The organism is Aquimarina spongiae (assembly GCF_900141785.1).
Classification (GTDB): domain Bacteria; phylum Bacteroidota; class Bacteroidia; order Flavobacteriales; family Flavobacteriaceae; genus Aquimarina; species Aquimarina spongiae.
Map to the genome: position 1 here is coordinate 178,818 of NZ_FQYP01000001.1, position 23,583 is coordinate 202,400.

Consider the following 23,583-nt stretch of genomic DNA (forward strand, 5'->3'; position numbering starts at 1 on the left):
CTGCAAATTTGATTATCAAACTTTATTCGACAATGAATTTTTTTAAAACTTTTCTGTTAATTGGAATAATATTTTTGTGTATTATCTCGTGCAAAAAAAGAAAAAATGTGGAACTGGATTACATAGAAGAAAATTATGCAAACATTATTAGTAATTTAGATTGTATAACAGATCTTCAAGGTATGGTAATTCAACAAAGAGATATAGAATCAGGTTATTTTATTTCTAAGGATAATAATTCATGTTACTGTTTTTTTAACGAAAAGAAGGACTCATTGATAGCTGCTTTGGATACCCCTTGTTGCTTCAGAAATAATAAGGATAACGAATTATTGAGGACAATCAGTTGCTTGAAAAAAATAAAAGCAATCTCTTTAAAAGTTAGTGATACAAATAATATATCTATAACAATTAATAAAAATATTACATTCATTAAATTCGAAAAACTGCCAAAATATCCTGTAAATATTATAGGGAATAGAGGATGGTATTGGTACCATCATGATGTTTACAGTTCCGAATATACCCAATAATACGGAAATGAATTCTAAAGAAGATACTTAATGGTATAAAGAATAAGTCATTATGGAAAGTATGACAATAAAAATATCAAACTTTAATGACTAGGAAATGTTTTCCAATGTAATACACTGCATACTGTGAAATACTGTTCTGTAAAATAGAACTAAAAAAACATCAAACTTTAACATTTACAACAGGTAATAAAACACAAAAAACAGTCACCTACCCATAAGTGACTGTTTTTTTATATCATTTCAATAAATTTAATTTATGAAGAATCCAACAACGAGTTATGTAAGTATTGCGTATAGTATGCTAATTCTATTATTATTCTCCTGCTCCTCAGATAATACCGTAGACGAAGGACCAGAGGAAGAACCAGTACCCATCCAAGAATTTTTCTTTCAAGGGACTTTGGGAGAGGAAGAGTTTAATATGAAATCAGAGCTATATGCTTCTGGAGTCATACCACCTATCGATGATTATACATTTGATTTTGGTGGGTTTGGGATTCAAAAAAGACCACGTAACATCAATGGAGAAGAAGTAGAGTTTTGCTCTGGCTCTTATGCCTTTGGGTTGTTTCCGGTTATTGGGTCTGATGCTAATATTGTTTCAGCAAAACTGTTTATCAGAAATATCGACCTCGATCAATGTTCTATAGAAAATGAAAGACTGGGGCTGGAAGATGCGTTTGCTAATCAGGATTTTACTTTTGCAGAGGCTGTAGGAGATGATCGATTCAATCAGGTCACCTTTTTCTTTTTTCTACCAGATGTACCTGGGGTACCGGAAAATGAACAGGATTTTTACCGATCTAATGAAGAAAATTCCAATAGTACTTTTAAAATCACGAATGTAACTAGAGAAGAACCTAATAGCTTTGCAATAGAGGGGATTTTTTCTTGTAGAATGTATAGCCATTTGGATGAAACCAAATTTAAAGATATAACAGACGGAAAGTTTAAAGTAAGAATACTCACCAACCTGGATAGAGATGTGAATTTTTAAATGTATAGTTTCAAATGAAATAATTAGTTAGTTGATCTTAATATCAAAATAATACAAACCAAGTCATATCAGTCGGGTAAAACAATTAATCAACAGTCAAGTCAAAACAGGCTTGACTGTTTTTTGTATTTTCACCAACAAATAAGAAACGCATGACAAAGAATCATAGTTCATACATTTCCGTAATACTTTTACTATTTTTAGTATTAGCTTGCAAAAAAGAACCCAAAGGCACACAAAAAGTAGAATATCATGATAATGGGAACGTGAGTGGTATTGGTAAGGTAATTGGTTCTAAAAAAATAGGGGTGTGGGTGTATTATGACGAAGAGGCGATTATTTTCGATTCGATACCCTACAAGAACGGTGTAAAAGAAGGAGAAGCCAGAGGCTATGATAACCGCACAGGTGCTTTAGCCAGAAAAGGGATGTATGTCAATGATCAACAAGAAGGTGTGTGGGAGTCTTATCATGAAGATGGTGCCGTACATGGTAGAGAACTATTCAAAAAAGGTGTCCCGCAAAAAGAACGGATCTACTTTTTTGCAGACGGTACGGTTAAACTACAAACTGCCATACAAAATGGAGAGCTGCACGGTAAGCATAAGGAGTATTATCCCAATGGACAATTATCAGTCACCGGATTTTTTCACAATGGTAAAGTAGATGGAGAGTGGAAAGAGTATAGTGTTCAAGGCGTACTTAAAGAAGTTTATTACTGCCAATCCGGTCTATGGCATGGCGCTTACGAAAAATACTATCCTGATGGGAGCTTAGCCGAAAAAGGCACTTACGAATTGGATAAAAAATCAGGAACCTGGGAGTATTTTGATCAAGAAGGTAACGTATTGGCTACCGAGAAATTTTAAAACGTAAACCTGTGAAAATATATAAAGTACTGCTATTGTGTTTGGTGTTTTACTCTAGTTACGGGCAAGAACTGCAAAATACAGCCTCTAAAACGACTTCAGCGCATAAAATCATTCCTGGGACTAAGTTTAGTATTATTCCTCCACAAGGATTTAAGATGGAAGCGATCATCAAAGGGTTGATGATGGAGCATGGTGTGGCCAAAATTAAGACCATGACCTTGTCTAAATCCATGTTTTCCAACATTAAGAACACCGTTAGTGAAAAAAAGTTCAACTCATATGGTATATCCGGCACAAAGATCCTACGCTTTTTATTTAATAACAAAGAAGCGATATGGGTAAGTTTCGAAAGTACCGATGCACCTGGTATTGATACACATAATCATTTACTATATATAGAAATAGATCAGGGTAAAGGAGCAGTGGTCAATGCAAAATATCAAAGTTCTCTAAAAGATATTTTGGATCAGGATATTAGAAAGGCAATGCTGAGTATTGTATATCATCCTGAGCGAAAAATTTCTGATCTAGATGAGCTTGGGATTACCTTGGATTTAGAGACTTACGGACTCAAAAAACAGGGAGGATTTTGGGGAGGATCGGTTAGTTTTACAGGAGATGGAACCGGAAAACCACTATCGGACCCTGCTTTTTCTTATACCATAACTCATGCTTCGATACGAAACCAAATAGAAGATAAAAAAGAATTTGTGATCAACTATGGATATAAAGAAATTCGAAGCAAAAATACCACAGCCGACCCAATCACCATAGATAGTCTAGAAGGGTATGAACTGTATTTTTCGCAGCCAAACGACAAAGAGCAAATCATAAAGACCTACACATTGATCCTACTATTTGATGATCAAAATTATTATGCGCTTCAGGGAATAATAGATTCAAAAGAAATATCACCACAAGAGTTTGATGAGATCAAAACGCATTTTAGAGCTTTATCTCAAAGTTTGAAGAAAATGTAAAAATGGTGATCAAAAAATCGATCTCCTCAGGTAGCAAAAAGATCGATTTAGCAGAATTTTAAACGCCAGTATTGCTAGTAGGTTTGTAATGTTACAACGTTAAATAATTGATATTATTGTAGTTAGGGTGGTTTGTTTGTGTTTTTGATTCAAGAAGATAAGTTTTTGATACACTGTTCTCGTAGGTTCCAAACCTCTTCAAAAGATAAACTGATGTTGTTTTCTACAATCCATTCTTTTATAAAAATCTTATGAACGTCTACCTTATACGCACCCACTTGCTCTGGGATAATTGCTTGTTCTTCTAACACAGCATCTTGGATACGATCAAAACTTGAACTTGCTGAGGTTACATCTATAGTTTGATCTCCTATTCTTAAATAACAATGCGCCTCAGGAATATAGTCTAAATCATGTTCTTCAAGAACATTTCCAATTTTTGGAGTATTGTTCACATTCATTTTATATATCCCCATAATCAAGGTTGCTGGGATTGAATTAAGATCAGCCACCGTTTTTAATAAGGCATGTTTAGAACTACAGGTACCTTGATGTTCTTTTATGACTAAAGAGACATCTGTGCGATTCGCATTACGACCATAGGGGATGTGACGAACGTATTCGAGCAAACCAGACCAATCTTTAATTCCTTTGGATAGAATGGGTTGAGTAAGAGGATCTTCTGCCAGTAAATGGTAATTCTTCATGTTGTAAGAACAATTCTAATATTGTAAGTAACTGCTTTAAGATACTAATTCATTTCGAAAAATGGATAAACTACAGATTATTTCATAGGTGTGATTTCAGAAAAAATGGTTAGCTATTTTAAGCTTTGATTAAATGCAATTCTTTGGGTGTTTTTTGTAAAGAGGTTCACATATTTTCGCGGAAAATTCAACAACGCTAACACAAAAATTGAATCTAACATGAAAACACAATTATCTTTTGTTTTTGGGCTGCTATTAGTATCTCAACTTTTTTATGCCCAGCAAAAAGGACAGCTCACCAGGATTGAAAGAGCAACCAGCAACAAATCAATCGACACTTATTTTGATTCAGGTTTAGCACCTTTTTATCACGGAGTAGCTTCTGGAGACCCTTTGGAAGATGCGGTAATCATTTGGACGCGTGTGACTACCAATGATACTTCAGTTCCGGTATCCTGGAAAGTGGCTACTAATCCACAAATGACTCAGGTAGTACGACAAGGACAGCTTACTACCAATCAAAGTAAAGATTACACAGTAAAAATTGATGTTACTGGCCTGGATCCATTTACGAATTACTATTATCAGTTCGAAGCTTTAGGGAAACAGTCAATCGTAGGTAAAACGAGAACTGCTCCTGCACAAGATGACTTGGTAGATAACCTAAGATTTGCGGTAGTGTCTTGCTCCAACTATCAAAACGGATATTTTAATGCCTATAACCAAATCGCGAATCGTAATGATATCGATGCTGTGATTCATCTAGGGGATTATATCTATGAATACGAATCAGGAGGGTATGGCTATAGCAATGAGATAGGAAGAGGGCATTTGCCAGAAAATGAGATCATTACTCTAGATGATTACCGGGTGCGCTATTCGTATTATCGATTAGATGCCATGCTTCGCAATGTGCACCAGCAACACCCTTTTATTCATATTTGGGATGATCACGAATTTGCCAATGATGCCAACAAGTTTGGAGCAGAGAACCATACACCATCTACCGAAGGAAATTGGGAAACTAGAAAAAGCAATGCACACAAAGCTTATTTTGAGTGGATGCCGGTTCGTGCCAATTCCATCGAGCAATATCGTTTGTATCGTAAGATTTCCTACGGAAAGTTACTGGATTTGATCATGCTGGATACAAGAATAGAAGGAAGAGATACACAAGTGTCTACTTCAAAAAACCTAATAAGTGCTGCAGCTACCAACAAGGAGTTTAAGCAATATGTACAGCAGGTTATTGCCAAAAAGGACTTGAATAATATCAAAGATGTAAAAGAGATTTTGACCACGGTATTACCTATGGTTCTTCAGATAAAAGCTACCAAAACGTCTAATGGCAAAGGGCTGTCTACAACTGAATTTGAAAGAGCGGTAGATCTTTTTGCTGAAGCTATCGTACAGAGAAAAACTGCAGATGCTAAAAGCGGATCTATAGAAGAGTTGGAAACTTTATTAAAAAAAGGGACTTTATATTCTGAAGCAAATAATGCGAAAGACAACAAAGCAACCTATACTTCAATTTTGGGTGCTGAACAGTTTGATTGGCTAACCGATCAATTATCAGCTTCTACTGCAAAATGGAGAGTTATTGGTAATCAGGTAATGATGATGCCCTGGAACGGAGTCCCTTCTAATGACGCTTGGGATGGGTATAGTGAAGAAAGAGATCGCTTATTACAATATGTAAGAGATAATGATATCAACAATGTAGTAGTACTTACTGGAGATATCCACAGTACGTTTGCTGGAGAAGTACGGTATAGAAGAAATTGTGAAATGTGTGAATTTGTAGTGCCTAGTGTTACTTCTCAAAATTTGGACCTTGTTGGGGGAGTTGCCTCTGGAATAGGCCAGTTTTATATCCGCTTGTTAAATCGACATATTAAAGATGTGGATCTGGATAATCATGGGTACTTTGTGCTAGACGTAAATGAAAACAGAGCACAGGCCGATTGGTACGATATCGAAGACCTTACTCGCCCTAGAGTGGGAGAAAAACGCTCTCGAGGATGGTATGTAAATGCCAATGATTGTCGATTAAGAGAAGCGTCAAATCCTGCTCGAGCTGCAGCTAGAAGCAATGAAGAAGATGTATTCACCAAACAACCTACCGTAAAAGATACAGATGAAGATTTTGTAGTGATAGGAGTGTATCCTAACCCGATGCAAGACGAAGGGAATATTCATTATGTAGCAAACAAAAATGCGACGATCAAAGTTTCTTTGTTCGATATGAACGGAAAACTGATCACAGAACTTCAGCATCAAAGTGTAGAAAAAGGAATCTATAATTTATCCTTTGATCCTAACCAAATCAGAGAAGGAAACTACATTGTCGTGATCGAGTCTGGTGCGACCAAGGCCACTAGAAAAATCATTATAAAGTAATACTCAACCTAACCAATAAAAACAAAAAACCCGGTGTTAATCCTAACACCGGGTTTTGTATAGTTCAAAGAAATGTTATTTAACAGCGATTACCGAAATTTCTACATTTACAAATTTTGGTAGAGCGGCAACGGCAACGGTTTCTCGCGCTGGAGCAGTATCTTCGTTAAAATAGCTTCCGTATACTTCATTCACTTGTGCAAAGTTGTTCATGTCGTTTAGAAAAATGGTCGTCTTGATCACATTTTCGAAAGTCATACCTACTTCATCAAGAATAGCTTTTAGGTTTTGCATAACCATTTCAGCTTCGGTTTTAATGTCATCCATTACTAACTCTCCAGTTTCAGGATTGATGGCAATTTGTCCAGAGGTATACAGGGTGTTTCCGTTTAAAATAGCCTGATTGTAAGGTCCTATTGGAGCCGGAGCTTTTGAGGTGGTAACAATTTTTTTCATGATGTGAAGTGTTATAAGTTGTTTTATTTGATGTAAAGCTATTCTTTTTCCTCTTATAACTGGCGATCTGGTTCTCTTCGTTTATCCCATTTAATATCGCTAAGCACAGAGGATTTGATACCAATAAAGAAATTCCACGACGTACGTTCACTAAATGGAATCCAGTTAAAACTCATACGCCAACTTTCTAGATCTCTCTGAAATCTGAGATTGGTAAAGGTGAATCCAGGATTTCGTAGATCATATCCCGACGAGACCCCTACGGACCATCGGGGAGCCAATTCGACATCTCCCGAGAACATGATCGAATGCGAGGAAATCTCATTTTGCCGGGCGCTGTTATTGTAATTTACATTATAGGAGACTCGGAGATTCCAGGGGATCTTATAATGGTAATCCTTTTGATCTGTATCTGTTTTCTTGTCTTTATCTTCTACAAAGGATCGATCTTCTCCAAAATCAGTTACACCTCCAAAGAGGTTATCCGGTCGCCCTTCATTTCTAAAATTTTGATTTTCAAGAGGATCTTCATTGACCTTTCCTTTTTCAAAATCCTGACTAGAGAACGAATATCCAAAATTGGCACTTGCACGTGTTAATCGGAATAAACTTCCTCCGTTTTCAATATTAAAGACATCGATCTTTCGATTATTGTTATCCAGAGCATAAGGATCCAGAGCTGCACTAAAGTTGATGTCCAGCTTATTTTGAATAATAGGAATATTACCAGTAATAGATAACGGACTAATTTTTAAAGAATCTCCTGCGATATTGTATGCTGTGCTGAAGTTGAGGTTGTTTAACAAAGTTATTTTTCTGGGTTCGGTCGAAGTAGTGTCTTTACTTCGGACTTTCATCTCCACATTATTACTTAATGAGAAACCTATGCTGCTCGAGAATACATTACTTGGAGCTCCAAAGAAACCACCTTCAAATCTGGAGTACTCTACAATTTCTGTTTCATCTTCGGGAGTTGTAGGATCATCGGTGATTGTAAATTCATCATAGAATTGATCAAAAGCAGGGTTGATACTATAACTCACCGATGGACGCATGGTATGGCGAATGGCTTGTATCTTTTTACCTTCTTTAAAATTAAATGTACCATAAATAGTGGTTCCTAAACTAGCTGAAAAGTTATAGGTTCTAAAAGCATCAAATCCAGATATAGTATCTTCAACTACCTCTCGAGTATCTTCATCAAATCGTTGTTCAATGGTTTCAAAAACCCAGCTTTCCTGATAGTTAGTTCCTGCTGTAGCACTTAAATATTTAAAAATTTTAAAGTTAGTAGTTAGCGGAATCGAGTGTCGCATCCCGGTACTTGCATTTTCAAACATACGTGCCGAAAATAAATCATCATCATTAGTAACTATTCGATTCTCTCCAGTAAAGTTATATTGTGTGTTAATGTTTTGAATAATTCCTTTCTTAACTCCCACCTTTGGTGCAAAAGGGAATACCCGGGATACACTTGCATTTACATTAGGTAAGGACATATTGACGATACCCGTATTGGTGTTCGAATTATGCGTGGCTGCTACATTTATATTTACCTGGGGATCTCCAGGAAAGGTCTTAGAGTACGAAATATTCGAACTGATCTGATTGTTCAAGAAATTTCCAGTGTTTAACTGGTTGGTAGACTGCTGGAAGAAATCGCTACTTCCAAAGTTCACCGAAGCCGTGAAACGAGAGTTGGGATTTGCTTTGGCATCCTGACTATGGGTCCACTGAATATTATAAGTAGTGGTACGCGAAAAATCTGGAAATCCACGTTCACTTTGTAAGTTGTTCTCAAACCTGAAGCGTAAGTTTCCTCTAAAACGGTATCGTTTTGCATAGGCAGATTCGACGGCAAAGGTATAACTACCATTAGTATAATAATCTCCTAGTAGCGTTAAATCCGCATAATCACTAATTGCGAAATAATACCCACCATTTTGTAGAAAATAACCACGTCTGTTTTCTTCTCCGGGATTAGGGATAATAAATCCAGATGTCCTGTCCTCGGATAATGGGAAATATCCAAAAGGTAGACCTAAAGGAGTAGGCACATCTGCAATAAACATGTTTACCAATCCCGTAACGATTTTCTTTTTTGGTACAAATTTGATCCTACGGGCATAAAAGTAGTATTCTGGGTTTTCGATATCCTCGGCAGTGGTAAACTTTACATTACGCATATAGATAACCGAGTCGTTCTCCCGTTTGGATACTTCATTTTTGATTTTAAATCCGTTTTGTTCTGTTCTGGAATTATAGATCAGTGCTTTTTCTGTATCAAAATTAAAACGTATAGAATCAGGTTCGACCACGTTTTGAGCTTGTTTAAATATTGGAGTCTGAGTATACTCGCCCAAAGAATCCTTAATTCCATAAGCGTACACCTCGTTTTTTTCGTTATCTACGATAATCAATCCAGAATTGATCTGCATATCTCCATAGATAATCTCAGCCTCATTGTAGAGATACATTTTGTTTTCTCTTCTGCTTAGCCGCATATAATCTGTAGCCTTATAATCTACTTTGTCTGTAAGTAATTGCGGTTCTGGAACAATAGAGTCCTGATCTGTAGTGTCTTGCTCTCTTTCGTTTATCAGAAGTTCTGAATCAACTTTAATTTCTTCTTTATTATTGGTAATCGTGTCTCTGACAGAAATAGAATCTCTCTCTGCCGGGATTGGTACCTCTGTAGTCTTGTTTGTCTCCTGCGCAGTTATTTGAAATATACAAAACAGTGAAAAACTCAGTGAATAAAGTATGTGTCGTACCGTTGTTTGCAATGGTTTAAATCCTATTTTTGTAAAACTATGGCTTAGTTTTTGAAGTGCCAAAATTACATATATTTTTTATGCCTCGTTTGTAAATGATAAAAAAATAAAAAATTATGTTGTAAGTACATTCCTAAAGCCATTTAAACGAAAGGGATATGGAATTATTTTTATAGATCATAATCTTTATTTTTTTACGATATACATTAAATACGGGAACATAAAGAGAATGTTTCAATATAGATTGACAAATTATCAAAATTGATGAAAAAAAGAATTGTACATATTATTTTGCTGTGTGGGTTAATGGGAGGTGCATCATTTACTAACTTTGAAGCTTTTGCGCAAGAGAAAGATCAGTTTGTCGTGGTTTTGGATGCTGGTCATGGAGGACATGATCCTGGGAATAGAGGGAATGGATATAAAGAAAAAGAGATTGCTTTAAATGTAGTGCTTGCCGTAGGTAAAATTCTTGAAAAAGACGATCGCTATAAGGTGGTGTATACGCGAAAAACAGATGAATTCATAGAATTACATGAAAGAGGTAAGATCGCTAACAAGGCCAATGCCGATTTGTTTGTGTCTATACATTGTAATTCTCATCGTTCTCAAGCATATGGTACAGAAACTTTTGTACTTGGATTACATGCCAATAATGAAAATTTTAATGTAGCCAAAAATGAGAACTCGGTAATTCTTTTAGAGGACAATTATGAAGCTAATTATGATGGATTTGACCCTAATTCTCCAGAATCTATTATTGGACTTACTTTAATGCAAGAAGAATATTTGGATCAAAGTCTTACTCTGGCAAGTTTTGTGCAAAACCGTTTTAAAAAATCATTAGATAGAAAAAGTAGAGGGGTAAAACAAGCAGGTTTTGTAGTGTTGCATCAAACCTATATGCCTAGCGTATTGATCGAACTTGGATTTTTGACCAATATTAGAGAAGGGAAATATCTAAACTCAACCAAAGGGCAAGACGATATGGCAAAATCGATATCAACTTCTATTATAGATTATAAAGAAAGTTTGGATGCGATTTACTACGTGCCGGATCCGGTTGTTACTCCCGAAGTAGATACCACCGCTGAAACAAGTGGTGCTAATGATAAAATTTATGAAGGAATCACTTTTAAGGTACAAATTGCAGCAGGATCTACCGATATAGAATTAGAATCGTTTAATTTTAATGGATTGGATCAATTGACCAAAAGTAAAGATGGAGATTTGTACAAATATTTCTACGGAAGCACTTCTAACTATACTCTTATTCAGGAGTTAAAAGATATAGCTTTAGGCAAAGGGTTTGATTCAAGTTTTGTTGTTGCTTTTCGGAATAATGAACGAATTTCTTTAACAGATGCGCTAAAACCTAACACTTCTTCTAACTAATCTTAATAAATACTGATAATTCATCAAAAAATAAGCTACAGAAAAGTATTTTTATTCTAAATTTGTGTCCTAAATTTGATCTATTTTGAAATTTACAAGAGAAGTCAAGACTGGAATACTTGCAATTTGTGCAATCGCACTTCTAATTTTCGGATATAGTTTTTTGAAAGGGCAGAATCTGCTCGAAAACGACAGAACTTTTTACGCGGTTTATAAGAATGTAGAAGGCCTTATACCTTCTTCTCCCGTTACTATAAATGGGTTGGTAGTTGGACAGGTAGTTTCTATCGATTTCTTGGATACCAAAGGAAACTTGTTGGTAGAATTCATAGTGGATAGCGACTTTTCATTTTCAAAGAACAGTGAAGCCAAAGTGTATGGAGGAGGGTTGATAGGAGGAAAGTCTCTGGCAATTATCCCCAAATATGAACAAGGGTTTGAAGCCAAGGATGGTGATACTCTACCCGGTAGAATAGAAGCAGGTTTGTTGGAATTGGTGAACGACCGATTAACACCATTACAGGAAAAATTAGAATCTGCGATAACGGATGCCGATACACTGCTAACTTCTGTAAATGGTATTTTGAATGTAGACAATCAAAACAATTTGAATTCGATATTCAAGGACTTGAGCATAAGCGTTAAGCAGTTTAAGGGAACGTCAATTCGGTTGAATAATCTTCTTGCGCAAAACGAAGAAAAACTAAACTCTGCTTTTACAAATGCAGATCAGATTTCTACAAAGTTGAATGGAGTTTCGGATTCTTTAGCTCAAATCAATGTAAAGAAAATCGGAACAGAACTGGAATCGGTACTGGCAAACTTTAAGAAGATCTCAAACGATTTGAATGCTGGCAAAGGTTCAGCAGGTAAATTGCTTAAAGATGATAAGTTGTATACCAACCTGGAGCGTACCAGTAAAGAATTAGAACTTTTATTACAAGATTTAAGGTTAAATCCAACCAGATATATCAATGTATCCGTTTTTGGAAAAAAGAACAAGCCTTATAAAAAACCAACAGACTCAGTAAATTAATACAAGCATGCAATACATACCTAACATCTTATTTATCATTGCCCTGGTAGCAGGAATTGGATATTTTACCAAAAATATTCGTAAAGTAATCCGAAATATTCGTTTAGGTAAAGATGTTGACCGATCAGATAATAAAGGACAACGTTTTAAAAATATGGCGATGGTAGCCATAGGACAATCAAAAATGGTGAGAAGACCAATAGCCGGAATTCTACACATCATTGTTTACTTAGGATTTATCATTATTAACATAGAGGTACTAGAGATCATAATAGATGGGATCTTTGGTACGCACAGAATATTCGCTTTTCTAGGTGGATTTTATGATTTCTTGATCGGTTCCTTCGAGTTTTTAGCATTCTTGGTACTAGTGAGTGTAGTTATATTTTGGGTAAGACGAAATATAAGTAATATAAGAAGGTTTAAGACCTTGAAAGGATGGCCAAAAAATGACGGAAATATCATTCTGTATTTTGAAGTAGTACTAATGACTTTATTCCTGACCATGAATGCTGCAGATCTGCAGTTACAGGCTTTAGGTGCTGATCACTATATCAAAGCAGGAGCATATCCAGTTAGTCAATACATCGCTCCATTGTTTAATGGACTTTCTGAAGGGACATTGATCTTTTTGGAAAGAGGAGCATGGTGGCTACATATTTTAGGAATATTGGTATTCTTGAATTACCTATACTTCTCTAAGCATTTACATATTATGCTGGCGTTCCCTAATACCTATTACGCAGATTTAAATCCAAAGGGTGAGTTAGACAACTTAGAAGCTGTTACTAACGAGGTGATGTTGATGATGGACCCTAGTGCAGATCCTTTTGCAGCACCTGCTGAAGGCGAGGAAGAGTCAGAACCTGCAAAGTTTGGTGCTTCAGACGTTACTGATCTAAACTGGGCACAACTACTTAATGCATATACCTGCACAGAGTGTGGTCGTTGTACCAGTGAATGTCCTGCTAACCAAACAGGAAAGAAATTGTCTCCTCGTAAGATCATGATGGATACCAGAGATCGTTTACAAGAGGTAGGAGCTAATATAGATAAGAATGGAAGTTTTCAGGATGATGGTAAACAATTATTAAACGATTATATCACTCCAGAAGAATTATGGGCTTGTACAAGTTGTAATGCTTGTGTAGAAGCTTGTCCGGTAGGAATTAGCCCATTATCGATTATTATCGATATGCGTAGATATCTGGTAATGGAGCAAAGTGCAGCTCCTTCAGATTTGAATAATATGATGTCGAATATAGAAAATAATGGAGCTCCATGGCCATTCAACCAAATGGACCGTTTGAATTGGAGCAACGAATAAATAACCATAAAAATTAACCAATTAACCTTTAATTTAAGAGAAAAAAGAAGTTATGAAGAAGGAAGAAGTAGAGAAATTATTGCATGATAAGATTGAGGCAGGAGAGCATGTGAGTCCCGTATTACCAGAAGGGATTAAAAACTATCTTATCGATATCGATGGAACGATTACCGAAGATGTTCCTAATGAAGAACCAGAACGAATGGAAACTTGTGAACCATTTCCGGATGCTCTAGAAACCTTAAATAAGTGGTATGAAGAAGGACATATGATTTGTTTTTTTACTTCTCGTACCGAGGATCATAGAGAAGTTACAGAAATATGGTTGAAAAAGCATGGTTTTAAATATCACAGTCTGTTAATGGGTAAACCAAGAGGAGGTAACTATCATTGGATTGATAATCACTTGGTAAAAGCAACTCGTTATACAGGAAAGTTTACCGAATTGGTAGAAAGAGTGGTTACCATTGAAGTGTTTGATGATGGAAAGCACGACTAGGCGTAGCAAAAGAATTGTAAAGTAAAGAATTTTAAGAAGTAGTATATGAGTGAAACAGTAAAGGTGCCAACAATGGCAGAATATATGGCTGAAGGAAAACAACCAGAAGTTTTGTTTTGGGTAGGCTGTGCAGGTAGTTTTGATGATAGAGCCAAGAAGATAACCAAGGCTTTTGTAAAATTATTGCATAATGCCAAGGTGGACTTTGCTGTATTAGGGACCGAAGAAAGTTGTACTGGAGATCCTGCAAAAAGAGCAGGAAACGAATTTTTGTTTCAAATGCAAGCCGTTACGAATATTGAAGTGATGAATGCTTATGAAATAAAGAAGGTAGTGACCGCTTGTCCGCATTGTTTCAATACCATAAAGAACGAATATCCTTCTTTAGGAGGTAATTATGAAGTAATGCACCATACACAATTTTTGAAATCTTTGTTGGATGAAGGAAGGTTAGCTGTAGAAGGTGGTAAGTTTAAAGGAAAAAGAATCACATTTCATGATCCTTGTTATCTGGGTAGAGCAAATAGTGTTTACGAAGCTCCTAGGGATTTATTGAAGAAACTAGAAGTAGAGCTAATCGAGATGAAACGCTGTAAGCGTAATGGATTATGTTGTGGTGCGGGAGGGGCGCAAATGTTTAAGGAGCCAGAACCAGGAAATAAAGATGTAAATATCGAAAGAACTGAAGACGCTCTGGAAACAAAACCAGATATCATTGCTGCCGGATGCCCATTTTGTAATACCATGATGACTGACGGAGTGAAAAACAAAGAGAAAGAAGATAGTATCGAGGTACTAGATGTTGCAGAATTAATAGCAAATGCACAAGATTTGTAATTTTTTTTGAAATTATACACAATTTTAATAGAGTTAATATGTTTGTTCATATTAACTCTTTTTTATAACAGGAAAAAGTAATAGTTTTTAGTATTTTAGTAAAAAATAGCTGATGTTGGTAGATTTTAAGGACCTTCCGGAGACATCTCGAGTGTGGATTTATCAGGCAAATAGGTCATTTACTCAAGAAGAGTTAGAGGAAATAAAGGAAAAATTAGATGGTTTCTTAGCGCAGTGGACAGCACATGGTGCTAACCTTAGAGCGGGCTATGAAATTAAATATAAGAGATTTATAACCATTGGATTGGATCAGGGGCTCAATGCTGCTTCAGGTTGTTCTATTGATGCATCCGTTCATTTTATTCAGGAACTAGAGCAGGAGTACAGCGTAGACCTGATGGATAAAATGAATGTTTCTTTCAAACAGGGCGAATTTGTTGCGTATAAACCGCTGACGGATTTCAAAAAAATGGCGAAAAATAGATCAGTATCCCCAAATACTATCGTTTTCAATAACCTGGTGACCAACATCGCTGAGTATCGTACCAATTGGGAAGTGCCAGCAAAAGATAGTTGGCATAACCGTTTTTTAAATTAAAATATACGTGTGGCATAAAATTAATAAGCATTCTTTTTTATTAATTATTCTTTTATTGAGTTTTGGTGCTGGTGCGCAAGAATTAGAATCTGAGATTGTTGAAAATGAAACGCAAAATGATTCTAGTGCGGCGCAAGTGGCAGAACCGTATAACCCCTTGATTGTTGAGGATATTGAAGCCCAGCAACGATGGGTCGATAGCGTGTACAATACAATGACCCTGAAGGAAAAAATCGGGCAGCTATTTATGGTGGATGTTTTTTCCTCTCACCCCCCAAAAGATATAGATCGGGTAAAAGAACTTATCAAAGAATATCATATTGGCGGTATCATTTTTTCTAAAGGAGGTCCCAACAGACAAGCCAAAATAAACAATGAATTCCAGGAGCTTTCCAAAATCCCATTAATGATTGGGATGGATGCAGAGTGGGGGCTAGCCATGCGTTTGGATTCTACCAAAGCTTTTCCCTGGAATATGACGCTGGGAGCCATAAAGGATAATCAACTCATTGAAGAAACAGGAAGACAAATAGCAAGGCATTGTAAGCGATTGGGAGTACATATCAATTTTGCACCTGTGGTAGATATCAATACCAATCCCAAAAATCCAATTATTGGGAATCGTTCTTTTGGAGAAAATAGAGATGATGTTACCCAAAAAGCATTGGCTTTCATGAAAGGGATGCAAAAAGAAGGCATACTAGCCAGTGCAAAGCATTTTCCAGGACATGGCGATACGGATAGCGACTCGCATAAAACCCTGCCTACCATTAATTTTGAAGCAGAACGTATCGATAGTATAGAATTATACCCCTATCGTAAGTTGATTAATGATGGACTCTCTAGTGTAATGGTAGCACATCTTAATATCCCTAGCTTAGAGTCTAGATCAAATTATCCTTCTTCGATTTCAAAAAATGTAGTAACTGGTTTACTTAAAGAAAAACTAGGATTCAACGGACTGATTTTTACAGATGCTTTGAATATGAAGGGAGCTTCAGATTTTAAAAGCCCTGGAGAGATTGATCTTGCGGCTTTATTGGCAGGGAATGATGTTTTGTTGATTTCAGAAGATGTTCCCTTAGCTACCCAAAAGATTGTTTCGGCCTATTATTCAGGGTTGATTACCGAAGAACGCCTGGCGCATTCAGTACGAAAAATACTCATGGCCAAATATAAAGTTGGCCTTCATAAATACAAGCCTGTAGACTTTTTGTTTTTGAATGAAGAGTTGAACAGTGTGAGTAATGAGGTTCTGCATCATAAACTGGTAGAAAATTCTTTGACTCTCATCAAGAATAAAAGGGCAACGCTACCTGTAAAAAACCTGGACCTAAAGAAAATAGCCTACGTATCTCTAGGAGATGATTCTGGTGATGCCTTTTATGAGCAACTAAATAAATACACCCAGGTAGATTGGGTAAAAGCTGCGCAATTGGGTGAAATGATCGAGAAGCTTAAAAAGTATAACTATGTCATTGTAGGCTTTCATAAATCTAATGATAATCCCTGGAAAGGATATAAGTTTAAGGATAAAGAATTGGTCTGGTTGTATGAAATCGCTAGATTAAATACCACTATTCTTTCCGTTTTTGCCAGACCATATGCTATGTTGGATATGATGACTACTACCAACTTGGAAGGTATATTGATGGCATATCAGAATAGTACTGTGGCTCAGCAAAAAGCTGCGCAACTCCTTTTTGGTGCTTTTGAAGCCAATGGGAAACTTCCGGTAAGCCTGGGAGAAGAGTATCCGGAAGGAACAGGTCTGGAAACACGTTCCCTCAAAAGATTACAATACGGCCTACCAGAAAGTGTAGGGATGAATTCGTATCGTCTCAACCGAATAGATTCTATTGTAAACATCGCACTGAATGAAAATATGGCTCCTGGATTACAATTAATAGTAGCCAGAAAAGGAAAGGTGATTTTTGATAAAAATTATGGGTATCATACCTATAGTAAAACCAGAAAAGTAAAGGGTTCAGATATTTACGATTTAGCGTCGCTAACCAAAATATTGGCAACCCTTCCATTAATGATTGAGTTAAAAGATAAAGGGATTATTTCGCTGGATTCTAAAGTAGGAGATTTGCTGCCATCGTTTAAGGAGTCAAACAAAAAAGACATCACTGTGCGATCGATGCTTTCACATTATGCAAAATTGAAGGCTTGGATTCCTTTCTACTTGAAGACTATGGATAGTGTGACTGGCCGTCCGGATAAAAAGTACTACAGAACTACGTCCTCAGATGAATTTAAAATTAAAGTGACGAATAACCTTTATCTAAGAAGTGATATGAAAGATTCGCTCATGTTACGCATAAAGGATAGTGAGTTACGAACAAGATTAAGTTATAAGTATAGTGATCTTCCTTATTACTTACTTAAATCCTATATTGAGAAGCATTATGGTAATTCTTTGAATGCTCTTACGCAACAGCATTTTTATAAACCTTTGGGTGCTAATAATACCTCGTATTTACCTTTGTCAAGATTCAAGAAAAAGCGAATTGTTCCTACCGAAAATGATCAGGCTTTTCGAAAGGAAGTTGTTCATGGTTACGTTCATGATCAAGGTGCCGCAATGTTTGGTGGTATAGGTGGCCATGCAGGTTTATTTGCGAATGCCAACGATGTAGCCAAGATTATGCAGATGTATCTCAACGGTGGGTATTATGGAGGTAAACAGTATTTTAAACAACAAACCTTCGAAGAATTCAATACTTGTTACTATTGCGCTAGAGATGTGCGCAGGGGAGTAGGGTTTGATAAGCCTCAATTGGGAGAAGTGGGACCTACCTGTGGTTGCATATCAAAAACTAGTTTTGGACATAGTGGGTTTACGGGTACGTTTACCTGGGCAGACCCCGAAGAAGAAATTGTCTATGTCTTTTTGAGTAATAGGACCTATCCGGATTCGGCCAATAGAAAATTGATTTCAAACGATATCCGATCAGAGATACAGAGACTTATTTATGAGGCTATAGATTATTAGCCGTACCGTCAAATATTTATTTCGTTTTAAGAATTGCAACTATGAATACTAGAATTGATTTGCTTGAAAATGAGCTTTCTTTTTCAAGAATTGTAGCAGGATGTATGAACTGGGGAGAATGGGGAGCAAAACTATCTGTTGCCGAGGCACAACAATTGATTGAAGATTGTTTAGAAATTGGCGTAACTACTTTTGATCATGCCGATATTTATGGCCATTATACAACAGAAGCTTTGTTTGGGAGTGCAATCAAGAATAACCCTTCCTTACGGGATAAGGTACAATTGATTACAAAATGCGGAATCAAACTGGTAACACCAAATAGACCAGATTATCGAATCAAGTCCTATAATACCACAGCTGATTATATCAAACAATCTGTAGAAAACTCACTGGTTAATTTGTCTACAGATTATATAGATTTATTATTAATTCATCGACCAAGCCCTTTGATGCATCCAGAAGAAATAGCAAAGGTTTTTACAGAATTAAGAGAAGAAGGTAAAGTGCAACATTTTGGAGTTTCTAATTTTACCAATACTCAATTTGAGATGCTGAATACTTTTTTTCCTCTGGTTACCAATCAAATTGAAATTTCGCCATTACATCTCGAACCATTTGTAGATGGGACTTTGGATCAGTGTTTATTGCACCAAATAAAGCCAATGGGGTATTCCACTTTAGCCGGAGGTAGTTTTTTTGCTAAGAATGCAATGGAACAGGTAGTTCGAATTAACAAAGTTGCGGAGCAGTTGGCTGCAAAATATGGAGCTACCCTGGATCAAATCCTAACGGCCTGGATACTTAAACATCCTTCGGGTATATTACCTATTATCGGGTCCACCAAAATAAACAGGATTGCATCTGCGGTAAAAGCACTTCAAATAGAAATTACGGATGAAGAATGGTTTATGATTTGGGAAGCTTCTAACGGAGAGGAAGTTGCCTGATTAAGAGTGAATAACCTCGTTTCAGTATGGGTTTTCTGGATTTTGTTAATGTTAAAATACTTGTAAATTGTAGTGTTCATTGGTTTTTTACTTATATTTAAACTGTCAGACTCTTAACGAATACACAATAATAATCATTGTCGAACCGTAAAAAAGCTTAGATCCACACAAGTCATTCCCCCTAACTTTAACCCTAACACTAATGAACAAGTATAGATTAACACTAATCGGATTGGTATTGTCTATTTTTATTTATTTCACCTCCACATTTTTAGAACTCAACCTTTTTCAACAATTCGTATCTCTTTTAAATAGCATACAAGAGCTTAAACTGGAAGGAATTGTGATTCCTTTTATTATCTTCTCTGTTTTTGTTATTTATGATATCAGGCAACGTATTAAAAAGGTAAAAATGGAGAATGCAAAGCAAAACATTTATAAAGCAATGCTTTCTTCTAGTCATCATATTCTCAATAACTTTATTTATCAAATGGATCTTTTTAAGATCACTGCAGAGGATACCCCTGGCTTTGATAGCAAAGTATTGGCTTTTTATGAAGATATTATAAGTGATGCTTCGGATCAAATCGATTCCTTGAGTAATCTTACCAGTATAGATGAGTTTTCGATACGTTCTTCTGTAATGAGGAGTTAATGGGTTAGTGGCTTTTAAAAAAGCTAAAAACCGAACCTCCGTACCTTCTAGAGTTATCAAAAAAAGATGAACTCTCTAATGAGGTGTGCTTTGAATGTTCGATAATCAAAACACCATCTTCTTCAAGGAGTTGGCGTTCAAATACAAGTTCAACGATTTTTAAAAATTGTTCTTGTTTAAAATCATAGGGAGGGTCTGCAAATATGATATCTGCTTTTCTAGTGGTCTTTTCTAGATAGGTATATACATCACTTTTGATCGTTTCTATGGGGAAGTCCAGTTCTTCGGCAATACTTTTGATGTACCCCATACAGGCATAATGTGCATCAACCGCTGTAATCTCTTGTGCTCCTCTCGATGCAAACTCATAACTAATGTTCCCAGTACCAGCAAAAAGATCTATTACCGAAAGGTCTGTAAAATGATAGATGTTATTTAATATATTAAATAAGCCCTCTTTGGCCATATCGGTAGTTGGTCTTACAGGTAACTTTTTGGGAGCTACCAGTCTTTTTCCTTTATATTTTCCTGAAATAATTCTCATTTAGAAATGGCTTAATAAAACGAAATGCTGATGGGCAGGGATGGGGTTGATTTCACTGGATAGCTTCGGTGCTCTTTGATGTTTTCCGAAGGAAATATTCCGAACGTAATTATGTGCTATATCAAAATATGGACTGTTTTCTTCTATCTTTCCCAGGAAAATAAGCTTGAATTCTTCTGGATTAAGCTTTAGTTGCTCTGCTACAAATAATAAGTAATACAAGAAATCTTCTTTTGAAGTATGAATATAGGTGTTAGCAAGTAGTAATCTCCCTTTGTGGATAACCACGAGATCAAAAAATTTGTCTTGCATATTTGCATATACCCTCAAATCCTCATTATTCTTTTCTTGAACTAATAATGAAGAAATTAAGATCGTACTAGCGTGTTTATAGGTGAAGGATCCAAACGTTTCAAAAAAGAAGTTATTGATATTTGCATAAGGGATATAGACCACAACCATGTCATGCTGTTCTAATTCGTCATAAGCGATAAAATCATTGTCTAATACCTTTATATTGTATTTTAGATAGTCTTTTAAAGCGTCTTCTTTAAATAATGCTTTTGGAACGGTGGAGTATAAGTCATTTTGGTAAATGACTTCGATGTTGTGAAAATTCTTTTTTAACGCTTGGTGATGATCAAATGTATATTTGATCTTGTCTAATACCTGTTCTGGAGTTAATTGAATACCAAAGTGGTCACAAGCTAATGCAGTGATATGATCTTCTTGATCCCGTGTACAAAAAGAAAGTCCATTCAAGCTTACTTGAATGGACAATGTATGTAATGTATTGTCTTCTATGTTATTGGTCGTTTGCACCATAAGTTCTAGGCCAGTTACCAGAAGTTTTCACATCTGTCATTGATCCTACTAATAAATATGGACCATCAACTCCATCCACAGAAACCACTTCTTTTTCCTGAGCTAAAAGATCTTTATCTTGATCGTGTAACAACACTTCTTTAGAAACCTTAGCTTCAAATACAGGGATTCTAAGATCGTTTTTGTTGATATATCCAGCATCCAATTCAAATTTAGAATCTACTCCTTGAATAGGTACTTTCATCATGTTTTTGTGACTTCCTGTCTTAAATAAAGAATCCTTTACAGAAGCATATCCAAGTGTATCGATCACAACAGTGTCTCTAGGCTCATCGATTTTAAGCACTTTGTTGAAACGAATAAAACTAGAATCTCTTCTTTGCGTAAGCGTAAATTTCGCAGTATCAATAAAAGCGATTAGTTTTTCAGGATTTTTTTCGAATCTTCCAGTGATGGTTCTATGTGCTAACTGTGCTGTACGTATATCCCTTAGATTTTCAACTGCCTTAGCATATCTTGCTTGTTTAACCTTATTGAATTTCACAGGACCGTTAATAGAGTTGAATACCATGTATCCCAAAACTCCTATAACTACCCACAGTACTAATTGAATGACAATTTTCATTTTATGATTTTAGCTTTAAACATTAGTGTATACGCAAATCTACAATTTTTTTTTAATCGTAAAAGTTTATTGCGAAAAAATCATCCCTATCTTTGGATTCTTAACAAAATAAGGAAAAACAGAGAATTTACCGCATGAGGGAAAAAGAGTTTTATGAGTTGTTACGGAAGGATTTCCCCTTCGAACCTACTTTAAAACAAGATGTTGTACTTCAAAAATTGGCTTTTTTTGTTCTGGAAAGTAATAAAGACGCTTTATTTCTTTTAAAAGGATATGCAGGTACAGGTAAGACGACATTGATTGGGAGTCTGGTAAAAAATTTATGGAAAGCAAAGCTGAAATCTGTGCTACTGGCACCAACTGGTAGAGCAGCAAAGGTAATTAGTAATTATTCTGGAAGACAAGCGCACACTATCCATAAGAATATTTATTATCCTAAAAAAGACAAAGCTGGAGGAGTTGCTTTTCAGTTAAAACAGAATAAACTTCGGGATACCATTTTTATCGTTGATGAAGCTTCTATGATACCCGATACCCCAAGTGATAGTAAATTATTCGAGAATGGATCGCTGTTGGACGATCTGATGATGTATGTGTACTCTGGACATAATTGTAAAATTCTTTTAATTGGTGATACCGCGCAGTTGCCTCCGGTAAAATTAGAAGTAAGCCCGGCGTTGGATTATAATACTTTGGAAATTGGTTTTAATAAAGAAGTAGTACAAATTGAATTAGACGAAGTAGTGCGACAAGCAGAAGATAGTGGTATTTTGATGAATGCTACTGCTTTGCGTGAAACACTTCGCGAAGAGTTTTATGATTCCTTTCAATTTGATGTCTCTGGATATCCTGATATTATAAGATGTCAAGATGGACATGAGATTATGGATGCGCTACAAGAGGCGTACACAAATGTAGGACATGAAGAGTCTGTTATCATTTTGAGATCAAATAAGAGAGCTAATTTGTACAACCAGCAAATTCGATCCAGAATTTTATTTCAGGAAGAGGAGTTGGCAGCTGGAGACCATCTGATGGTTGTAAAAAACAATTATTTCTGGTTGGATAATAAAGCAGAAGCTGGATTCATAGCAAATGGGGATATTATTAAAGTGCTAGAAATATATGCTATAAAAGAATTATATGGTTTTCGATTTGCTGAAGTTAAAATTAGTATGATTGATTATCCTAATCAAAAACCTTTTGAAACTGTCTTGTTGTTAGATACTTTAACTTCTGAGACTCCTTCTTTATCCTATGAAGAATCAAATAAATTATATCAGGAGGTGTTAAAGGATTTTGAGGGAGAGCGATCTAAGTATAAGAAGTTCTTGGGCGTAAAAAACAACAAGTTTTTTAACAGCCTTCAGGTAAAATTCTCTTATGCTATTACATGTCATAAATCTCAAGGGGGACAATGGGATATTGTTTTTGTAGAACAGCCTTATTTGCCTGACGGAATATCTAAAGATTATTTACGATGGTTATATACTGCAATCACCAGAGCGAAGAGAAAAATATATCTGATTGGGTTTAAAGATGATTTTTTTATTGAAAACTAGTATCTTT

21 protein-coding genes are annotated in these 23,583 nt (G+C 35.9%); 15 read left to right on the top strand and 6 right to left on the bottom strand.

From position 1 onward, the window contains the following. The first annotated feature begins 107 nt into the window (after positions 1-107). From BUE24_RS00725 to BUE24_RS00740, 4 genes are all read left to right on the top strand, one after another. Positions 108-533: a hypothetical protein gene (locus tag BUE24_RS00725; RefSeq protein WP_139241885.1), complete on the top strand. Its 426-nt coding sequence runs from the start codon at positions 108-110 to the stop codon at positions 531-533. A gap of 259 nt (positions 534-792) precedes the next feature. Then, complete coding sequence (locus BUE24_RS00730) at positions 793-1,533, top strand: hypothetical protein (protein WP_073312570.1); 741 nt, start codon at positions 793-795, stop codon at positions 1,531-1,533. Between the two features lie 152 nt (positions 1,534-1,685). Continuing rightward, on the top strand, positions 1,686-2,402 hold the full coding sequence (locus tag BUE24_RS00735; protein ID WP_073312572.1) for a toxin-antitoxin system YwqK family antitoxin: 717 nt from the start codon (positions 1,686-1,688) through the stop codon (positions 2,400-2,402). Between the two features lie 11 nt (positions 2,403-2,413). Beyond that, positions 2,414-3,385, top strand: a complete 972-nt coding sequence (locus tag BUE24_RS00740) for a hypothetical protein (RefSeq protein ID WP_073312574.1) — start codon at positions 2,414-2,416, stop codon at positions 3,383-3,385. A gap of 149 nt (positions 3,386-3,534) precedes the next feature. On the opposite strand, the gene BUE24_RS00745 is transcribed toward BUE24_RS00740, so the two are convergent. Continuing rightward, positions 3,535-4,092 carry a hypothetical protein gene (locus tag BUE24_RS00745; protein WP_073312576.1) on the bottom strand — a complete coding sequence of 186 codons (558 nt, stop codon included), beginning with the start codon at positions 4,090-4,092 and terminating at the stop codon, positions 3,535-3,537. A gap of 219 nt (positions 4,093-4,311) precedes the next feature. Between BUE24_RS00745 and BUE24_RS00750 the strand changes: the two genes are divergently transcribed. Further along, a complete protein-coding gene (locus BUE24_RS00750; RefSeq protein WP_073312578.1) occupies positions 4,312-6,492 on the top strand; it encodes a T9SS type A sorting domain-containing protein in 2,181 nt (726 codons plus the stop codon). A 75-nt stretch (positions 6,493-6,567) separates the two neighbouring features. On the opposite strand, the gene BUE24_RS00755 is transcribed toward BUE24_RS00750, so the two are convergent. Together BUE24_RS00755 and BUE24_RS00760 are read right to left on the bottom strand one after the other, a co-directional pair. After that, positions 6,568-6,948 carry a RidA family protein gene (locus BUE24_RS00755; RefSeq protein WP_073312580.1) on the bottom strand — a complete coding sequence of 127 codons (381 nt, stop codon included), beginning with the start codon at positions 6,946-6,948 and terminating at the stop codon, positions 6,568-6,570. 53 nt (positions 6,949-7,001) lie between these two features. Then, positions 7,002-9,785 (bottom strand): putative LPS assembly protein LptD, encoded by a 2,784-nt coding sequence (locus BUE24_RS00760; protein ID WP_073312582.1) that lies wholly within the window; start codon positions 9,783-9,785, stop codon positions 7,002-7,004. A gap of 201 nt (positions 9,786-9,986) precedes the next feature. Here BUE24_RS00760 and BUE24_RS00765 point away from each other — a divergent pair, with 201 nt between their 5' ends. From BUE24_RS00765 to BUE24_RS00805, 9 genes are all read left to right on the top strand, one after another. Beyond that, the gene (locus tag BUE24_RS00765) at positions 9,987-11,117 is read left to right on the top strand and encodes an N-acetylmuramoyl-L-alanine amidase family protein (protein WP_073312584.1); all 1,131 of its coding nucleotides are present in this window, start codon (positions 9,987-9,989) and stop codon (positions 11,115-11,117) included. A gap of 85 nt (positions 11,118-11,202) precedes the next feature. Beyond that, positions 11,203-12,153: an MlaD family protein gene (locus BUE24_RS00770; protein WP_073312586.1), complete on the top strand. Its 951-nt coding sequence runs from the start codon at positions 11,203-11,205 to the stop codon at positions 12,151-12,153. 7 nt (positions 12,154-12,160) lie between these two features. Next, a complete protein-coding gene (locus tag BUE24_RS00775; protein WP_073312600.1) occupies positions 12,161-13,480 on the top strand; it encodes a 4Fe-4S dicluster domain-containing protein in 1,320 nt (439 codons plus the stop codon). A gap of 52 nt (positions 13,481-13,532) precedes the next feature. Continuing rightward, complete coding sequence (locus BUE24_RS00780) at positions 13,533-13,979, top strand: LNS2 domain-containing protein (protein WP_073312602.1); 447 nt, start codon at positions 13,533-13,535, stop codon at positions 13,977-13,979. A 45-nt stretch (positions 13,980-14,024) separates the two neighbouring features. After that, positions 14,025-14,816 (top strand): (Fe-S)-binding protein, encoded by a 792-nt coding sequence (locus tag BUE24_RS00785; protein WP_073312604.1) that lies wholly within the window; start codon positions 14,025-14,027, stop codon positions 14,814-14,816. 112 nt (positions 14,817-14,928) lie between these two features. Then, complete coding sequence (locus tag BUE24_RS00790) at positions 14,929-15,414, top strand: ABC transporter ATPase (protein WP_073312606.1); 486 nt, start codon at positions 14,929-14,931, stop codon at positions 15,412-15,414. A 94-nt stretch (positions 15,415-15,508) separates the two neighbouring features. Then, complete coding sequence (locus BUE24_RS00795) at positions 15,509-18,415, top strand: serine hydrolase domain-containing protein (protein ID WP_073314378.1); 2,907 nt, start codon at positions 15,509-15,511, stop codon at positions 18,413-18,415. A gap of 41 nt (positions 18,416-18,456) precedes the next feature. Further along, on the top strand, positions 18,457-19,365 hold the full coding sequence (locus BUE24_RS00800) for an aldo/keto reductase (protein ID WP_073312608.1): 909 nt from the start codon (positions 18,457-18,459) through the stop codon (positions 19,363-19,365). A gap of 202 nt (positions 19,366-19,567) precedes the next feature. Next, positions 19,568-20,020: a hypothetical protein gene (locus BUE24_RS00805; RefSeq protein ID WP_073312610.1), complete on the top strand. Its 453-nt coding sequence runs from the start codon at positions 19,568-19,570 to the stop codon at positions 20,018-20,020. Positions 20,021-20,024: 4 nt separating this feature from the next. Here the strand turns inward: BUE24_RS00805 and BUE24_RS00810 are convergent, their stop codons facing one another. Genes BUE24_RS00810 through BUE24_RS00820 form a run of 3 tightly spaced genes read right to left on the bottom strand, consistent with a single transcriptional unit; the run spans position 20,025 to position 22,014 of the window. Continuing rightward, positions 20,025-20,564 (bottom strand): RsmD family RNA methyltransferase, encoded by a 540-nt coding sequence (locus tag BUE24_RS00810; RefSeq protein WP_073312612.1) that lies wholly within the window; start codon positions 20,562-20,564, stop codon positions 20,025-20,027. Then, positions 20,565-21,389, bottom strand: a complete 825-nt coding sequence (locus BUE24_RS00815; RefSeq protein ID WP_073312614.1) for a DUF3822 family protein — start codon at positions 21,387-21,389, stop codon at positions 20,565-20,567. Beyond that, positions 21,370-22,014 (bottom strand): hypothetical protein, encoded by a 645-nt coding sequence (locus tag BUE24_RS00820; RefSeq protein ID WP_073312616.1) that lies wholly within the window; start codon positions 22,012-22,014, stop codon positions 21,370-21,372. The genes BUE24_RS00815 and BUE24_RS00820 overlap by 20 nt, the downstream gene beginning before the upstream one ends. A 134-nt stretch (positions 22,015-22,148) precedes the next feature. On the opposite strand from BUE24_RS00820, the gene BUE24_RS00825 reads away from it, so the two are divergent. Then, positions 22,149-23,576: an ATP-dependent DNA helicase gene (locus BUE24_RS00825; RefSeq protein ID WP_073312618.1), complete on the top strand. Its 1,428-nt coding sequence runs from the start codon at positions 22,149-22,151 to the stop codon at positions 23,574-23,576. The last annotated feature ends 7 nt before the right edge of the window (positions 23,577-23,583 follow it).

Bases quoted from the DNA above. Each gene is read 5' to 3' on its own strand.
- BUE24_RS00815 (WP_073312614.1), bottom strand. From the start codon at position 21,389: ATGGTGCAAACGACCAATAACATAGAAGACAATACATTACATACATTG.
- BUE24_RS00775 (WP_073312600.1), top strand. From the start codon at position 12,161: ATGCAATACATACCTAACATCTTATTTATCATTGCCCTGGTAGCAGGA.
- BUE24_RS00785 (WP_073312604.1), top strand. From the start codon at position 14,025: ATGAGTGAAACAGTAAAGGTGCCAACAATGGCAGAATATATGGCTGAA.
- BUE24_RS00800 (WP_073312608.1), top strand. From the start codon at position 18,457: ATGAATACTAGAATTGATTTGCTTGAAAATGAGCTTTCTTTTTCAAGA.
- BUE24_RS00755 (WP_073312580.1), bottom strand. From the start codon at position 6,948: ATGAAAAAAATTGTTACCACCTCAAAAGCTCCGGCTCCAATAGGACCT.
- BUE24_RS00825 (WP_073312618.1), top strand. From the start codon at position 22,149: ATGAGGGAAAAAGAGTTTTATGAGTTGTTACGGAAGGATTTCCCCTTC.
- BUE24_RS00780 (WP_073312602.1), top strand. From the start codon at position 13,533: ATGAAGAAGGAAGAAGTAGAGAAATTATTGCATGATAAGATTGAGGCA.
- BUE24_RS00790 (WP_073312606.1), top strand. From the start codon at position 14,929: ATGTTGGTAGATTTTAAGGACCTTCCGGAGACATCTCGAGTGTGGATT.
- BUE24_RS00750 (WP_073312578.1), top strand. From the start codon at position 4,312: ATGAAAACACAATTATCTTTTGTTTTTGGGCTGCTATTAGTATCTCAA.
- BUE24_RS00805 (WP_073312610.1), top strand. From the start codon at position 19,568: ATGAACAAGTATAGATTAACACTAATCGGATTGGTATTGTCTATTTTT.
- BUE24_RS00820 (WP_073312616.1), bottom strand. From the start codon at position 22,014: ATGAAAATTGTCATTCAATTAGTACTGTGGGTAGTTATAGGAGTTTTG.
- BUE24_RS00730 (WP_073312570.1), top strand. From the start codon at position 793: ATGAAGAATCCAACAACGAGTTATGTAAGTATTGCGTATAGTATGCTA.
- BUE24_RS00765 (WP_073312584.1), top strand. From the start codon at position 9,987: ATGAAAAAAAGAATTGTACATATTATTTTGCTGTGTGGGTTAATGGGA.
- BUE24_RS00745 (WP_073312576.1), bottom strand. From the start codon at position 4,092: ATGAAGAATTACCATTTACTGGCAGAAGATCCTCTTACTCAACCCATT.
- BUE24_RS00810 (WP_073312612.1), bottom strand. From the start codon at position 20,564: ATGAGAATTATTTCAGGAAAATATAAAGGAAAAAGACTGGTAGCTCCC.
- BUE24_RS00735 (WP_073312572.1), top strand. From the start codon at position 1,686: ATGACAAAGAATCATAGTTCATACATTTCCGTAATACTTTTACTATTT.